The sequence below is a fragment of the Vibrio sp. 10N.222.52.C3 genome (assembly GCF_041474195.1).
In the GTDB taxonomy this organism is placed as follows: Bacteria; Pseudomonadota; Gammaproteobacteria; order Enterobacterales; family Vibrionaceae; genus Vibrio; species Vibrio crassostreae_C.
Map to the genome: position 1 here is coordinate 1 of NZ_JBFRTQ010000016.1, position 15,802 is coordinate 15,802.

Sequence of the window (15,802 nt, forward strand, 5' to 3'; positions counted from 1 at the left end):
GCAGTGCTAAAAAAGATATTACAGTGACCGTTCATGGCACCAATGATGCTCCCGTCGCATCGGCTGAAGTGCGTTTAGCGAATGGCTTGGAAGATACCCAAATAGTCCTCACCCCAGCACAGCTACTGGCCAATTCTAGCGATGTTGACGACAACGATATTGGCAAATTATCCATTGAAAACCTACAGGCTGACCATGGTGCTATTGCGTTAAATGGCGATGGCACCTTTACCTTTACGCCAGAAAAAGACTATAACGGCGATGTCCATTTTAGCTATGACGTCAAAGATGCCCACGGTGGTGTGACCCACACCGGTGCATCAACAACACTCTCGGCAGTTGGCGATGCTGCGATCTTCGCCGGAGATAAAAGCGGTCAAATAACAGAAGATCGCCACATACAAGGTGATGCCCAACATACGATATTTGTCACTGGCGTGTTGAATGTTATCGATCCTGATGCCGGTGAAGATCATTTTTACGACACTCGTAATGCCCATGCGATCAGTGATCCCTATGGCGGTCACCTGACCATTGGAAAAGCCGGTGATTGGGCTTATTCGGTTCCCAATGCCAATATTCAACACTTAGCGGCAGGGCAAGTCGAGCAGGTTCAATATGAAGTAACGACTGCTGGCGGTGATAAGCAGGTTATTACCCTCTATGTCCATGGTACTAATGATAAACCAATAATTTCTGAAGTTATCGCAGGTGCACATAACATTGATGAAGATGCTGCAAATGCGACCTCTGGGCAAATTATTATCAGTGATGTTGATCATAGCGATCAACATGCTGTAAGCATTGACTCACAGCATCCACCACAATATGGCTCTGTCAGTTATAACAACAATAGCCAAACTTGGGTTTACACCCTCAATAATAATAATGCCAAAGTAAATGCATTAAATGATGGTGATAAGTTAACGGATAAATTTTCAATATTAGTGGATGATGGCCATGGAGGTGTCACCCAACAAGAGATCGAAATGAGTATTAATGGTCACAGCGATATTCCCCCTATGCCGACTTTGGTTGCACCAGCACAAATATCGGGTAGTGCTGGACATCAAGATTTACATGCCTCAATCGGTTTCCCTCCGATTATTCACCAAGGAACGCCTACGCCGATGACAGGCTGGGGAATATCAGATCACCACGGACATTCTCTCACTGCATTACACGGTCAATTTGGTACTTTGCATGTCAATCCTGCAACGGGAGAGTTGAGTTACGATTACCAACAACCTTCATCAGGCGTCGTTAAGACACATACAGGAGGCTCTTACGGTAATGGTACAGACGAAACCGACTCCTTTGTTTTGACGTTAGGGGGTAATCAAAATTCACAAGTCGCGGTGCACCTACATTTGCACTCGCAATCCGTCCATGGAAACAGCGGACATCACATTGACCAAACCACACTAACTGGCATGGATTTATCGCCAATCGCTCCACCACCTCCTCCAGCACCCGGCATGAGCCAAGCGGATGAACCGGATGCCTCTTTCAGCACCCCTGATGAAGTTACTCTTAATTTTGATGAGGTGACGGCAAACCTAGAACATACAGCGATAGGCGAACACGAACAGCGTTCTGGTGCCCATGCTTACCTAGACGCTCTGGGTATTAATGCTGACTCGCCGTCTATAGATTCACCGTCACACAATGTACCAGTAGCGCATGATATCGATATCATTTTCAGTGATGCCGAGAGTGCTTATGGGGCTGAGCAAACTGACGACAGTATGAGTGACGCACTGTCTCACCATACCGAAAGCCCATCTTTTGATGATTCTTTACACCATCATAATGATATTGACGGATTGCCTGACATAGACCCAAATAACTAGAACATCACCCCTTCGGTTAGATAAAAAAAGGAGCACGGCATGTGCTCCTTTTTTATGCAAGCCAGAGTGGAGGACTTTACCTCTCTCCAAACGCCACGCTAACATTGGTATAAATCGGTTTCCATAAGTATTGGAACACCGACTTCTCGCCAGTTGTGATGTCTACTTCACCCGTCATACCCGGCAGTATGGAAAAGCTTTCAGGGTTATCACGGAAGTAAGGCGTATCAACCGACACTACAACTTCATAATAGATCTCGCCACGTTCGCTTTGACTTGTGGTCGGTGAAATACTCTCTACCGCCCCTTTTAAAGCCCCAAAGCGGCTGTAATCAAACGCATCAATCTTGACTCGAGTGGGCTGCCCAACACTCACAAAACCAATATCTCTTGGGGACAAACGTGCTTTGAAGTCAGCGTTCCCTCCGACAGGCACAATTTCAACTACCGTGCCACCCGGCTGAATAACACCACCATCCTGCGTGCTTGGTATGCTTTGCACCAAGCCTTGTAGCGGTGACACTAACATAGTGTTCGTCAATTTAGCTTGGCTTGAACGAACTCTAGCATTCAATGCTGATAAGTCAGATACGGCTTTAGAACGATCATCGCTCACTTTAGCTTTCGCTTCCGCCAGAAGCTGTATGATTTTTTGGTCATTACTGTCAGCTTGTCTAATCAATACCGACTTCTTACCACGAGCTTCTTCGATTTTCTGTTCGATACTGGCCAATTTTTGTCGCATTTCAAGCACACGTAAACGTGAAATGTTACCCGCTTTATAACCCTTCTCCAGTATGTTCAACTCTTGCTTAGTCGCATTTAACTCTTTCTCATAACTCGGCAAGGCCTTTTCTACGCTACGAAGCTGCTCTGCAATTTGCTCGCTCTCTTTCTCAAGCACCACACGCTTTTGGAAGTAGAGGGCTTTTTGCGCGTTCAGCTGCGCTTTTTGCTGGCTGACGATCTCTGGGTAATCGACCTCAAACTCAGCAAGGTTAGGCTCACGTTGCTCAAGCAGCGCATTCATACGTTCCACACTGGCTAGAAGCGTCACTTGTTGGGACTTTAGCTCTTCAAGGGCGGTACGCTGGAAAGTGGCATCAAACTCAACAAGCGGCTGGCCTTTCTCTACCAACTGGCCTTCTTTAACAAGAATTTGCTTTAACTTACCGCCAATCGCACTTTGTAATACTTGCTTCTCGCCTTCCGGAATCACAGCACCTTTGGCTTTGGCGATTTCATCAACTTGAGTGACTACAGACCAAGTGGCAAAAGCAATAACACATAAGGCAACCGACCATGTGGCCAGCGCCAATGTACGAGCCGTATTTTGTGATTCAACAAGCTCACCGTAGCGCTTGCCCTTCTCGATAGATTGTTTAGTCATTAGCGACTCCTTGCTTAGACTCTGATTGTTCTTGTTGGGCTGCATTTTGTTGAGCAGACGCCTCTTGAGTTGACGGCTGTAGCTCTTGAGATAACGGTTGCTCAGATAACTGCGGTTCTTGAGAAGCTTGAGGCTCTGAAGGCTGTTCCTGCTTCGAAGACTGCTCCGGCTCTAATGGACCGGCATAAACCACTGCACCTTCATTTAATACCACCACTTTATCGGCAAGCTTGATTAAATCCGGATCGTGGGACGTGTAAATCACCGTTGCTTTTCCTTTTTTCGACTGCACAAACTCACCAAATATACGTTTAGCATTTGGGTGAGCATCAGGCACAGGATTATCCATTAAGAACATTGGGTAGTCATAAACCAGCGCTTTTGCATCAATTAGGATCTGCGCGACGCTGCCAGACAACATGTCAAAAAGGCTGTCCGGCTGAATACTGCTGATGGAAGTATCGAGCCCACCTGATAATGTCTCGAACCAACGCTTTCCGCCGACCATTTCAATTGCAGAGATCATTTTCTGATCTTCGACTTTGTGACCGTCGTTTAGCCACTCTCGAATACTCAGCGTAAGCAAATCAGGATATGCGGCTCGAATGAAACACCAGTGGCGATAAAGCTGCGGGTCGTATTGAACGAGGTTAACGCCTTCAAGCTCGACCATGCCATTTTGGATAGGCTGCAAGCCAGACAGCACTTCAATTAATGTTGATTTACCGCTCCCAGAAGGGCCGGTAATCGCGACAACTTCACCGGCTTCAATATCAAAACTCACACCATTCAAAGCGGGGCGACTCTGTTTGGGATAGCGCAGCGTCACTTGGTCTAATTTCAAGTTAGGCGCTACCACGGGTAACGGGTGATGCTGGTAACTGAATTCACGCTCAGACGGCTGAGACAAAATACGGTTCACTTGCAGCTTGGATTGATTAAAGCTATTAAAACGCATCGCGCTGTTTGCCAACACCTGAGCAGGACCTGTCACCTTAGATATCAACATCATTGAAGCAATCAAACCACCGGGCGTCATCACTTGTTCAAAAATAAGTCCTATGCCTAACCCCATCACGGCGAGTGTCGAGCCCACACCAATGAAATAGTAAATCGAGGTGTACCGACTCTGGAGAACCGATTGATTAAAGGTCACTGTTGAAGCAAGAAGATTGGCTTTTTTGAAACGTTGAATCCAGTGCTCTGAGAATCCAGCACTGCGAATAAAGGCAAGCTTGGATGACAGCTCATTAGTCATGTTTTGACGATTCGTACCTGCGACTGTCGATTGCATCGAGCGCTTGCTGCTAGAGCGTATCGAGCGTTTTGCTAGCAAGTAATAAAGGATTAAAGAGACGACTGGAACCAGTACCAACCATCCGCCTAAAACTCCTATCGCTAGTACAAAAATTAGAATGAATGGTAGGTCAAATAACGCATTTCCTAATGGCCCCGATAGCACACCTGAAATACGCTCTGACAACATCACTTGGTTTTGCTGACTAGAAGAAGCTGTTTGCTGATTTTGAGCATAGCTATTACGAAGCAGACGCTGCACGAGGGATTGAGAAATCTCACGACTTACTCGGTTGGAAACTGAAGCAAACACTCGGCTACGTAATGTTCTCAACCAACCCATCATCACAAACAACAACGCCGCGCCAATGGCGATACCTTGCAACTCATGCCCTGCATCACCACCAATCACATGGTCATAAATCGACATCGTGATGAAGGGAACAGCAAGCGCAAATAAGTTAGTGATAAAGCTGACCAATAACAATTTAGGAATGATGGGACGAAACGCATGTAACCTTTCACCAACCCAATCAGGAGAGGCCTTCTCTAATGGTGGCCCTTCGATAACAATACAAAACTGAGGGACATCGGTGATGTCGTTATTGGCATTAAAGGCAACAAATTGCTTGGATTCCAAATGACCAGAGACCAGCTCATGTTCACCAAGTACCAGTAAGACCAATTTATGTTCACCAACTTCATCTAGGTTGGCAACCAAGCGATAAGGCAGTGCAAGCCTGTCGAACAAGGCAAACATATCGTCGATTGATTCAATGCCATTTTCATCGACCCATTGATGTGCGAACAACTGGATATTAGCATTAACTTCCAACTGCTTAAGAACGGAAAGGCTCTCGGTTTCTAAATGATTCATCACCTCTTGTCGACCGCTGGTATCTGCACGGTTGTTCGTACCTGAAGGGTTACCAATATCTAAACGATTCATACGACGGCCTCCTGATTGCTCTCGCTGTCGACCGTAATAGCTCGACTTTCCACTGTAATGATTCGATTAGCAAATTCGCGAAGCTTCGAATGGTAGCTCACCATCAGTATCGTGCGTCCTGCCGTTACTTCTTCTTCCAACACCTTAGCTAGATTCCCAAGGGCGTCTAAATCAAGTGAAGAATCCGGCCTTTCCAACATGATTATGGGTTTATCACTTGCCAATTGAGCCGCGATATTGAGCATTTTCACGTTACCCATACTCAACAAAGAAGCACTCGTATGGCCAATTTGTGTCTCTAGTCCATCGGGTAATCGAGTAATCTCTTTGGTTAAACCCAAACGCTTTGCATAGTCACTGGCGCTTTGCGTTTTCTCAGGGTCAAACCCGCACAAGTTGTCGAGAATAGTACCCGACACCAACTGCCCTTTAACGCCACAGTAGGCAGCAATATTGGTTACGGATGCGATTGAAACTGCAGCTCCGTTAATGAAGCACTCACCCGCTTTTAGATCATCAATACCTGCAATCGACGACAATAAATGACTGTTGGTGTGGCGATCCTCACTCTCTAACAAAACCAACTCACCTTTATTCAGTGTGACATCTGCATGAGAGAGTTCACCATATCTTTCAACGGTCGCTTGCTTGATTTCCAACGTCTCAAAGTCAGATAAGTGGTTCTCAACTTGCTCAGAATCTGAAGATTCCGATAATGATAAGTCACTCAATTTTTCTATTGCCTGATTGGCACTGTGTATTGAATTAAGCTTGATTCTAACCCCAACCAGAGCACTCAAAGGCGCAACCGCTCTGCCAGATAAGATAGAACATGCCGCCAAGCCACCAGTAGTTAACTGACCATCCAACACCCACAAGCTCCCCGTAATTACGAGTAAAACTGACGTGGCTAATGCGGCAAGCTGAATACATTCTTGGGCAAAGGCGTTCTGTTCTTCTTCTCTCGCTTTAGACTGAGAGCGAACGTTATTGAGGGATTTAAACTGATTGAAGATTCGAGACTCAACAGCCTGACGTTTGATTCCTTGAATGGTTTGGCTCAGTAAAATCAAGAACGCTTTTCGCTCCTGCTCATCTTGGGAAGCTTCTTCACTTAAGCTTTTAACGCGAATAGAAGATAACCAAACGATTCCGAGAGTAATCAGCCAAACTGCCAAAGGTATCGCCACCAGCTCACCGCCGATGTAAGCCACCAAGCCCAAGAAGATCAAGGCAAAAGGCAAATCAATAAAGCCTGCAATCACACCACCGGAATACCAATCTTTGACTTTGGATACAGAACCAAGCCCCTCTTCCACGCCGCCAACACCAATGTGGCGGAGATGGCCTGATGAAGCCGTTGTTACTCTTTCAACCAAAGTTTGATAGGTCGCTTTCTCGGTATTGCTGGCCGCGGCTGACAAAAGCCAAGTACGCACAAACCGGATCAATGCTTCCATGGCAACAGCCAACGCTGCACCCGCCAACAACAAAGTGGCAGTACCGTAACTTTGGTTAGGTAAAATACGATCGTAAATTTGCAAAACCGTTAACGGAACGGCGAGAGAGAGAAGATTTATGAGTAAAGAAGGCAGTAAGACTTTCCCCACCACCCCTTTGTTTTTCATTGAACTTGCGGGCATACACAATCCTTATCCATGCTTATGAAATAAGATTGGTACACCATGTTGAGTATTGCAAGGTAACGGACTGATTTAACGTGTTTTTCAATATAAATATGACACAGATCTTTCTACACAAATCTGTGGCTATACCCGTACCTTAAAAACGCTCCTTACAAACGCTCGTTACAAGTGCTCCTTACAAACAATTGTCGTAATCCGTTATCGCCTGCTTTAACTTTGAAAAGTCTGAGTTACATAAATACGGTTTCAGCGCTTCAAATTTATCTGAGGGCCACTCGTATATTTTGAATGACATGAGTTCGTCAATAACGGACTCATCAAAGCGGTATTTGACGACTTTAGCTGGAGAACCACCGACAATGCTGTATGGAGCGACGTCTTTAGTCACCACACTATTCGCTGCAACCACAGCGCCTTCGCCAATCGTCACACCGGGCATCACCATCGCTCGCATGCCTAACCACACCCCATCTTCAATGTGAGTGTCACCTTTGCCAATGTAGGCATCGTCGATTACATCCATAAATGGATACAGCGAAAACCAATCAACTCTGTGGGTATGGTTGCCACCCATTAAAATCACAACCTCTGCGCCAATGCAGACATAATCGCCGATATGGAGTTCGTCGATTTCCCATCGAGGCTCCCACTGGCGGCTGACTTCGTCGCCATGTAAATAACGGACGACAGATTGCTCGAACCCATTATCCCAGCAATCGCTGTAATAACTGTGTTGACCTTTTACGTGAATATTGGGGTTGGTTACGACTTCATGCAGCAACTCGAATTTGGACCAATGCTTCTTTTGCATTTTTACCTCTGAATGATCTATTAAGTTTTATTCGTTAACTATCAAAATGTTCGACGATGCAAATCCAAGGTGCACAAACTAACGCCCTATAAACACAGGGTTCACTGGGATGAATAGTGAGTATCACGCTTAAATCATAGCAATATCGCTAAAACTAAAGAGACGTCAGTGGATTCGAGGTTGCTTAAGAAGAGGAAGTAGTTTCAAAGTTTGCTCAGTTTTTATCGATAACTTGGTTGGATAATTTACAGGCGTAGTGTAACTGTTTAGTCGCGCCAATTTGACAGGAAGATGTGATTAATAAGGTTTCAAATTTCGTTTCGTGGAATACGGAATGAACAAGAGCCTGCGCGATTACACAGGCTCAAACTTAGACTCAGCTATAAACTTCGGAGCTCGCTTGGAGCTGGGCTCAGCGACTACATGCGTGCAAGCTGTACTTTTCTGTCTTTATTCACCACGCAGAAGTTACCGCGCTTAGTACGACACTTAGAGCATCGTTCGCATTCAACAGGGCTTCTATCCCCTTCCTTCCAACGCTTCACTAAATGGGGTTCAGAAAGCAGCGGTCTTGAAAGCGCGAAGTACTCAATGCCCGTGTTGTTTGCAATCGCTTCGATAGCATCAAAATCCGTTAGACCACCAACCGTGATCACTGGGATATTAACGTCTTGGCTAATCGCGTGACCATACTCATGGAAGTAGCCTTCAGCTTGAATGGTAAAACCATCGTGCGACTCGCCAATCATAGTGTCTGCTTTGCCATGAATATTGCCTGACACGACAATGCCATCCACACCCACTTGTTCAAGCTTTTTACAGACAATACGTGTTTCCTCAAAGGTGACGCCACCTTCAAAAAACTCGGATGCCGTGAGCTTAACCAAGATAGGGAAATCATCACCCACCAGCTTACGTGTCGCGGTATAGATCTCTAACAAAAATCTCATGCGGTTTTCTAAGCTACCGCCGTATTCATCTTCACGTTGGTTGTAATAAGGGCTTAGAAATTGGTTAATCAGGTAAGTGTGAGCGGCATGAATTTCAACGCCATCAAAGCCTGACTTCTGTGCTCTCAAAGACGCTTGAGCAAACGCATCAACAATGTAGTCGATCTCGTCTTTGGTCATCGCTTTGCCTAGAGTTTGAGTTCCTTTTTCTGGAACCTCACTTGGTGCGTAGATTACTCGCTCGCCAAGGTCATGCGTGGTTTTGGTGCCACCATAAGCCAACTGCATCACGATTTTAGAGTCGTTGTCGTGCACCAGTTGAGTCAGCTTTTGATACTCTTCAATGAATGAGTCGTTATACATACCCATCATGCCTGCATTCGGCTTTTCTTCTTCAACAATGTTCGCGTAGCCCGTCACGATCAGGCCGACTTCACCTTGAGCCAACTCTTCATAGATAGCGTACAGTTTATCTGTCATATGCCCATCTTCGGTGGCCATATTTTCCCACGTTGCACTTCTCATGAAGCGATTCTTTAGTGTCATCTTGCCAATGTGGGTTTCTGTAAACAAAGTGCTCAAGTGTCTTCCTCTCAAAATCGTGTTACGCAAGTTACCCATTAAGCATGGGCACTGATTCAGGCGGATACTACAGAGAATAAGGCAGCGAAAACTTAATCTAGATTAAGAGAGCGGCACTCTCATGTGAGAAAGATATAGAAAGCATCAAAAAGAGATAAAAAAGATTGGAGAAATGGTAACAAAAGAAAGTCGCTAAGTTTTAATAAGCGACTTTGTTCAATTTAATCTGGACTAAGTCAATGGTTCTTACGAGAGGTGTCCACCTGCGAATTTCTGCCTGCTAACAGTTATTTGAACTCATAGGTGTAAGACGCGCCAACACTGTTATTTTCACCGAAATCGTCCTCAGCAAAAATAGTGAAGAAGTTGAATGATTGAGCGTCACTCAACTTGTAGCTAGCACCGACGCCTGCCCAATACCCTGAATAATCATCAGACCCCATTGAACCGCCACCGAAGCCCATGATAGACCATTCATCAGTAATCGTTTTTAAACCAAACGCACCAATGTAGCCACCGTGTGTTGAGCTCGACATCAATACATAGTCAGAACCAACATTATCATCATCGAAAACCGCTACTTCGCCGTCATTATAGCTGTAACCAGCCATAGGGAAGATTTGCCAACCGAACGGCTCAATATCGAAATAGCTCAGTGGTATAAATGTGCCAATACTGTAGTTGTTCTTATAAGCATCGTTGTCATATTCAGAACGGCTAAAGTTGAAGTTAACAATACCCATAGGCAACAGCCATGAGCCGCCTATTCGCCATTCTTCGCCATCTGCGTTAACACGAGCATTGATCATTCGTGCTTCATCAAGCCCAATAGACCCAGAGAACTGCAGATCTTCGTTATAAGCAACGCCAGCTTTGGTTACGATTTTAGTCGGATCATCAGGGTGCTTCTCTTCAGCAAAAGCACCCGTTGAAAATAAAGACACTAAAGTAATGATTAGTAGATTACGTAATGTCATTAGAAGGTCGCGCTAACACCAACAAAGTGGATACGGCCATCGAACGAACCATTCAACAGATTAACTTGACCAAATCGACCATATCGATCCATCTCAACTGAACCCAAATCAGCGTATTCATAGAACACATCAATTAAGATGTCGTCCCAGTAGGTAGATGCGCCAACTGAGTAGCGGTACTGTTCACCCACAGGAAGGTCAACCCATTGCATTGACGGATCGTCTTGCGGAGAAGTTTCGTAAGAGAAGCCAGCTTTCAAACGCCAGTCTGAATTCAATTGATAATCCGCACCTACCGCAAATTTCCAAACGTCATCCCAGTCACGCTCAATCGGAACACCATTAATTGGACTTCCTGCTATTCCAAAATCAAGAACGGTTGTATCCCATTCACTCCAACGATGGAACTGAATACTAGCAAGCAGGTCAAGTTGATAGTTCAAAGCATAGCTCGCACTGACATCGATGATTTCAGGTAAAGCAATATCAGTTGATAATGAATTCAATACGCCTTGGTTAATAACGCCATTTACATCATTGTTAAACTTATGCTCTAGCTTAGAACGGTAACTTGCGCCCAGCTTAAGTTTATCTGTCGGTGTGTACATTACGCCAAGGTTATAGCCGTATGCCCAGTCAGTATCTTGCTTCGCAGTAAGCATTGACGTTGTTTGTTGGAATGCAGCCCAACTGAATTGCACACCCGCGCCTACTGACCATTGGTCATTCAGCTTATAACTCAGTGATGGGTTCACTTGCATTGCAGTAAGAGTGATATCTTCTAGAAGTGCAGCACCCGCCCAATCACTGCCGTAATCAAGGCTAGAGCCGCCAACAGCGCCAAGCGCGATACCAAGGTGTAATTTGTCTGTGACTTGATGAGCGTGGAAGGCACCAAATGACGGCATTACGGAATGAGCTTTACCATCTGGATTACCACCGTTATCTTGATACTTCATTTCAAGATCGAATGCCATGGTGTTGATGGTCGTTTTGCTTTCGCCCATGTGAGACATAGTGGCAGGGTTTGTCCACATCGCCGCTGCAGATCGAGTGTAAACACCATCACCAGCGCCAGTAGTACCAGCGTTGGCAACGACAGCTTCTTGCAAAAACAGGCCACTTGCGAATGCATTTAAGCTCGTAAAAATTGCAGTGGCAGCTAGAGAGTAAGTAAAAGTTTTGTTCATCAGAGCGCTCATTTAGCCTTAGACATTAAATTGCTCTAAGGTTACCGCAAAGCTCAATAAACAAAGGGAATATCCATTATTCCTGTACAAGCGCTATTTAAACTTTCTGGCGACGTAAGGGCGTGGTTTGTCTCGATGAATTTCACGTTGAGCAGCAATCGCCCTGTTCTTACCTAACCCAACCTTTATCTGATACCAAGTTTCGCAGAATACAGCCATGCCCGGGCTTGACCACCAAGTCTTGTTGTAGAGCTTCTTGTTAGCAGCGACGACATCTGGCGACCGATTCGCACACTCAAGTGCCAATGCATAGGCTTCAGCGTAAGGATCTTCGGCAATCTTGGTCACCAACCCATATTCTTTAGCGGTTTCACAGTCGATCACTTTGGCCGTCATCGCCATTTCAAGGGTGTGATCTTTACGCATCAGCTCTCTAAAAGCGATAGCGCCTCCCATGTCTGGAATCAGACCCCACTTTGCTTCCAATATAGAGAAGTTCGCATCCGGGCTAGCAATTCTAAAATCACCCCCACTGACCAATTGCAGGCCGCCTCCCCAACAACGCCCGTGAATCGCAAAAATGACAGGGCAAGGGATCTCTCGCCAACCAATAGAAAAATACTGAGCCGCATTTGGCAACGTCGGCAACCATTTGAACAAAAGCTTCATCGCTCCAACTTTACTGTTCAATAACGATTTAACATCGAGCCCTGAACAAAAATCCGTACCATTACCTTTCACTATCACAGCGCGAATCTCGTTATTCTTTTTGAGTTCTCTGATCATATTATTGACGCCTTCAAACATCGCCATATCAATAGCGTTGAGCTTATCGGGTCTATTCAGCACAACGGTGGCAATTTGGTTTTCATCAATGGAACAAGTGATACGATCGAGGTTTGGCATGGTGGCTACCTTATGAGTGGTCAGACCTTTAGGTTATACATTTTATTAACATATGCCAAACTTGCACATTAAGAAGCGAGACCTGTGTTGCTTAACACCTTCCCCTTACACAAACGACATCAATAAAAAAGCAGTGATGGATCGTTCCATTCACTGCATTTTATCCATAGCTTTGATTATCAAGGGGACTCAGTTTTGATAGAACCTATGTTCTTCGAGATTTCAGTAACAAGAAGATGAAGTAGCTGCCACCAATAATTGAAACTAACGTCCCTGCTGCAAGCTGCGCTGGGAACACCACCACTTGCCCTAAGCAGTCAGAAAATAGCATATATTCTGGTAACTTAAACCAAAGCGCTGAACATTAAAAAGGCCATTGAAATTCATCATTTCAATGGCCTTCTCGTTCCTACTAGCCAGGCAGCTAGCTAATTACCTAAGCAACTAACTGAGCTGAGACTCTCTCGCTTCTTGGCTACTGAAACCACGCAAAATGTTAAACAGGGTAATCAATGTGAACAGCATGATAACGAGCGATAAATGCCACGCTTCCCCTAACCCTAACTGAACCAGCCCCATGCTCACCATTGAAGACACTACCATCTGCCCGCCACCAGACATCGCAGCCGCCGCGCCAGCGTTCTTCTTATAAGGCAACATCACCAACGCCTGAGCACAAGGTAACGCTATACCATTGCCAAGAATCATCAAGAACTGGCCGAGCATGAGATACAAAGGCTCAAGTGGACAAAAGAAAAGCCACAACGCTGCAGCAACATGTAATACAGGTGTGCATAACAGAGTTTTCTTGTTACCCAGCATAGGGCGAATACGGTTACATAAGCTTGTTCCGCCCAGCATACCTAATGCAGGAATCACCGCCCACATTGCGTATTCATCTGACGTCATACCAATCTGGTTCTGCATGATAAATGGCATCACCGACACAGTGGTGATCATCAAGCTAAAGTTAAGCCAACCGATACTCGCAAAGCTCATAAAATAACGAGAAGTGAGTAACTCTTTATATTGAGAAACCATTCTCTTAGGCGAAGGGATCGCCGAAACCTGAGTGACGGTTTCCTTAAATTTGAACGCTAACACCACCCAAGCTAATGAGACATAGCCAAGTAGCGAGATAAACACCATGCTCCAGCCAAAATGGAAGTTAATGAATCCACCGATAACGGGCGCGATCAAAGGTGTTATAGACGCAACCATAGCAATGTAAGACATCGCCAAAGGCAAGTCTGCCCCACTGAATCTGTCTCGCGTAGAAGCACGAGCAAGTACCGCGCAACAACCGGTTCCTAAGCCTTGCAGGAATCGCCCCATCACCATGCTAGTAAACGAATGGCTGAAGAAGATGATCATCAATAACCCAAGCATGGCAATCAACAAACCGCTTAACAGTACCTTCTTGCGTCCCAAAGCATCGGAAATAGGGCCATAAATAAACTGGGAAGGGCCAAAGCCTAATAAATACACACTCACCAAAAGCTGAGCTTGCTCTAGCGAGACATCAAAATCTTTTGCGATCCAAGGTAAAGAAGGAAACACCAAGCCCATACTGAGCTGGCCGATACTGATGACCAAACACGCAAGTAAGATCGATTTAAAATCAAATCCACGACTCATCGTTTAATAGGTCCGTTCGAAGAAAAATCGTGCGTATCTAACTCACAACATAAAAACTGAGAAAATAGCGAAAATGCTGCTGGTGAGTTGTTCATAATGCTCCGACGGGATCAAATAGACATGGTTTTTACTGTATACTCCTCACACACGTGAGCTTGTATAATCATACAATAGGCGTTCAACTAAATATGTGAATAGTCACTTTTCAGCAACCTCGGCTTTCCGCCAATCGGTCACAAGCGCTAGACTAACACTAGATGCTCATAATCAAGGGATTTCAATGAACACTCATCACCGTATTTTTTCATGTGCTTTGGCGCTGCTTGCCTCTGGTCCTATAACGTCAGCCTTTGCATGGCAGGCAGAGAAGATCACCGACGGACTCGTGATCCCTTGGGGGTTGGCTTATGTCAACGATAAGTCCATGTTAGTCACAGAAAAATCAGGCGTCATTAAACATGTCGATTTAAAAACAGGCGATCAAAACACACTGTTCAGGCTGCCCAATGTATGGGCGAAAGGCCAAGGTGGATTATTGGATATCGCACTCTCCCCTTTTGAAAACGGAAAGTTCTACGTCACTTACAGTAAAGACGTCGATAGTGAAGGCGTAACGACACTGGCTTCTGCTAATTACAGCAATAATGAAGTCACCAATTGGACAGATGTGTTTGTATCTAAATCTAGAACGGACACCGGACGTCACTTTGGTAGCCGTATCACCTTTGATGATAGCCACCTGTATTTTTCAATCGGCGACCGTGGTGATCGAGACAACGGCCAAGACACCATGACTCACGCCGGATCAATATTACGACTGAATGCCGATGGAAGCACACCAAGCGATAACCCATTCACGGATAACAACAAAGTGCTCAATGAAATTTGGAGCTTTGGCCATCGTAATCCACAAGGTCTGTATTACGATTTCCCGACTCAAAAGCTTTGGTCGATTGAACACGGCCCTCGCGGTGGTGATGAAATTAACCTAATAAAAGCGGGTGCCAACTATGGGTGGCCTGTCACCTCACACGGAAAAGAGTATTGGGGCCCTATCAGCGTTGGCGAATCGGAAACCAAAGATGGTATTGAAGCGCCAAAAAAAGTCTATGTTCCTTCAATCGCTCCGGGGAGCTTGATTGTTTACCAAGGCGATAAGTACCCAGAGCTGAAAGGCAAACTGCTGGCTGGCGCACTAAAACTTACTCACATCAATATTGTGACAGTCAATGAACAAGGTGAGGCAATCGAGGAAGAACGCATTTTAGAGGACTTGGGCGAAAGGGTAAGAGACATCGAAACTTCACCAAACGGAGACATCTTCTTCAGCACTGATAATGGCAACCTGTACCGCTTGAAAAAGTAGCCGAGACCTCGTTCAAGTAAAGGCACTTACCTTACAACGACATTTATAAATATAAGCCGTTAAAAGTGGGCTCAACGCCCAGTTAGCGGCTTTAAATTTGCAAAAATGAATGCGCTAAAACAGTGCATTTACTCCAAATTCGTCATCAATTTCGACCACCTTTTTCACAAAAACTACAACAAATCACCATACAACTGTAACTCCATGATATTTAAGGAATGCAAAGTTTGACTACCCCCAAGTTTCTG

At 45.2% G+C, this 15,802-nt stretch carries 11 protein-coding genes and 1 pseudogene; 2 read left to right on the forward strand and 10 right to left on the reverse strand.

Going from position 1 to position 15,802, the window contains the following annotated elements:
* Nucleotides 1-1,853: VCBS domain-containing protein (locus tag AB4517_RS02165; RefSeq protein WP_372147820.1), on the forward strand; the 1,853-nt coding region annotated here is incomplete at its 5' end.
* A gap of 76 nt (nucleotides 1,854-1,929) precedes the next feature.
* Here the strand turns inward: AB4517_RS02165 and AB4517_RS02170 are convergent.
* The 10 genes and pseudogenes from AB4517_RS02170 to AB4517_RS02215 form a co-directional block, all read right to left on the reverse strand.
* Nucleotides 1,930-3,243, reverse strand: coding sequence for an HlyD family type I secretion periplasmic adaptor subunit (locus tag AB4517_RS02170; RefSeq protein WP_017061737.1), 1,314 nt, complete (start codon nucleotides 3,241-3,243; stop codon nucleotides 1,930-1,932).
* On the reverse strand, nucleotides 3,236-5,488 hold the full coding sequence (locus AB4517_RS02175; protein ID WP_017064446.1) for an ABC transporter transmembrane domain-containing protein: 2,253 nt from the start codon (nucleotides 5,486-5,488) through the stop codon (nucleotides 3,236-3,238). The genes AB4517_RS02170 and AB4517_RS02175 overlap by 8 nt, the downstream gene beginning before the upstream one ends.
* Nucleotides 5,485-7,131 carry an ABC transporter ATP-binding protein gene (locus tag AB4517_RS02180; RefSeq protein WP_017066510.1) on the reverse strand — a complete coding sequence of 549 codons (1,647 nt, stop codon included), beginning with the start codon at nucleotides 7,129-7,131 and terminating at the stop codon, nucleotides 5,485-5,487. The genes AB4517_RS02175 and AB4517_RS02180 overlap by 4 nt, the downstream gene beginning before the upstream one ends.
* A gap of 178 nt (nucleotides 7,132-7,309) precedes the next feature.
* Nucleotides 7,310-7,945, reverse strand: coding sequence for a CatB-related O-acetyltransferase (locus AB4517_RS02185; RefSeq protein ID WP_017061734.1), 636 nt, complete (start codon nucleotides 7,943-7,945; stop codon nucleotides 7,310-7,312).
* Nucleotides 7,946-8,364: 419 nt separating this feature from the next.
* Entirely contained in the window at nucleotides 8,365-9,477 is a 1,113-nt protein-coding gene (locus tag AB4517_RS02190; RefSeq protein WP_032546839.1) for an NADH:flavin oxidoreductase, read from the reverse strand.
* A gap of 287 nt (nucleotides 9,478-9,764) precedes the next feature.
* Complete coding sequence (locus AB4517_RS02195) at nucleotides 9,765-10,454, reverse strand: hypothetical protein (protein ID WP_102320576.1); 690 nt, start codon at nucleotides 10,452-10,454, stop codon at nucleotides 9,765-9,767.
* Nucleotides 10,454-11,644, reverse strand: a complete 1,191-nt coding sequence (locus AB4517_RS02200) for an OmpP1/FadL family transporter (RefSeq protein ID WP_372147821.1) — start codon at nucleotides 11,642-11,644, stop codon at nucleotides 10,454-10,456. The genes AB4517_RS02195 and AB4517_RS02200 overlap by 1 nt, the downstream gene beginning before the upstream one ends.
* Nucleotides 11,645-11,737: 93 nt before the next feature.
* Complete coding sequence (locus AB4517_RS02205) at nucleotides 11,738-12,550, reverse strand: crotonase/enoyl-CoA hydratase family protein (RefSeq protein WP_372147822.1); 813 nt, start codon at nucleotides 12,548-12,550, stop codon at nucleotides 11,738-11,740.
* Between the two features lie 205 nt (nucleotides 12,551-12,755).
* A pseudogene (locus tag AB4517_RS02210) lies at nucleotides 12,756-12,881 on the reverse strand (iron chelate uptake ABC transporter family permease subunit); the annotation flags it as partial.
* Between the two features lie 113 nt (nucleotides 12,882-12,994).
* Nucleotides 12,995-14,188 carry a multidrug effflux MFS transporter gene (locus tag AB4517_RS02215; protein WP_017068235.1) on the reverse strand — a complete coding sequence of 398 codons (1,194 nt, stop codon included), beginning with the start codon at nucleotides 14,186-14,188 and terminating at the stop codon, nucleotides 12,995-12,997.
* Between the two features lie 280 nt (nucleotides 14,189-14,468).
* On the opposite strand from AB4517_RS02215, the gene AB4517_RS02220 reads away from it, so the two are divergent.
* Nucleotides 14,469-15,554, forward strand: a complete 1,086-nt coding sequence (locus AB4517_RS02220) for a PQQ-dependent sugar dehydrogenase (RefSeq protein ID WP_017068236.1) — start codon at nucleotides 14,469-14,471, stop codon at nucleotides 15,552-15,554.
* Nucleotides 15,555-15,802 lie beyond the last annotated feature (248 nt).

What these genes read in the sequence shown, in the direction of transcription:
- AB4517_RS02170 (WP_017061737.1), bottom strand. Translation starts at nt 3,243, where the DNA reads ATGACTAAACAATCTATCGAGAAGGGCAAGCGCTACGGTGAGCTTGTT.
- AB4517_RS02175 (WP_017064446.1), bottom strand. Translation starts at nt 5,488, where the DNA reads ATGAATCGTTTAGATATTGGTAACCCTTCAGGTACGAACAACCGTGCA.
- AB4517_RS02180 (WP_017066510.1), bottom strand. Translation starts at nt 7,131, where the DNA reads ATGCCCGCAAGTTCAATGAAAAACAAAGGGGTGGTGGGGAAAGTCTTA.
- AB4517_RS02185 (WP_017061734.1), bottom strand. Translation starts at nt 7,945, where the DNA reads ATGCAAAAGAAGCATTGGTCCAAATTCGAGTTGCTGCATGAAGTCGTA.
- AB4517_RS02195 (WP_102320576.1), bottom strand. Translation starts at nt 10,454, where the DNA reads ATGACATTACGTAATCTACTAATCATTACTTTAGTGTCTTTATTTTCA.
- AB4517_RS02200 (WP_372147821.1), bottom strand. Translation starts at nt 11,644, where the DNA reads ATGAACAAAACTTTTACTTACTCTCTAGCTGCCACTGCAATTTTTACG.
- AB4517_RS02205 (WP_372147822.1), bottom strand. Translation starts at nt 12,550, where the DNA reads ATGCCAAACCTCGATCGTATCACTTGTTCCATTGATGAAAACCAAATT.
- AB4517_RS02215 (WP_017068235.1), bottom strand. Translation starts at nt 14,188, where the DNA reads ATGAGTCGTGGATTTGATTTTAAATCGATCTTACTTGCGTGTTTGGTC.
- AB4517_RS02220 (WP_017068236.1), top strand. Translation starts at nt 14,469, where the DNA reads ATGAACACTCATCACCGTATTTTTTCATGTGCTTTGGCGCTGCTTGCC.